Source organism: Microbacterium sp. Leaf203, assembly GCF_001421275.1.
In the GTDB taxonomy this organism is placed as follows: Bacteria; Actinomycetota; Actinomycetes; order Actinomycetales; family Microbacteriaceae; genus Microbacterium; species Microbacterium testaceum_A.
Genome location: NZ_LMKF01000011.1, coordinates 1 through 286, shown reverse-complemented (window position 1 = coordinate 286; position 286 = coordinate 1). Strand labels below are relative to the sequence as shown.

The 286-nt window shown below is 62.2% G+C and carries 1 protein-coding gene; it reads right to left on the bottom strand.

The genetic code is table 11. The annotated features are described in order from the left end of the window. The coding region (locus ASE56_RS17380; RefSeq protein WP_327037355.1) for a carbonic anhydrase at positions 1–286 on the bottom strand (286 nt) is incomplete at both ends.

Sequence of the window (286 nt, the reverse complement as noted above, 5' to 3'; positions counted from 1 at the left end):
ATGTTCTTGACCTTGAGGACCTGCACCGCGAACTCGAGCGCCGCTGAAGTGGAATGGAACTCGCCATCGGGTGCATAGGGCGGCACGAGGTTGGCCACATTGCGGACGACGAACAATTCGCCCGGCCCGGCGTCGAAGATGACTTCGGGCGCCGAACGGGAATCGCAGCAGGCAATGATCATGCTTTCCGGCGTCTGTCCCTCGCGGGCCAGCGACCGGTAGCGGCTGCCCTCTGTGACATAGCGACCGGTAATGAAATTGCGGTAGCCGGTGAGGAGGTGTTCGG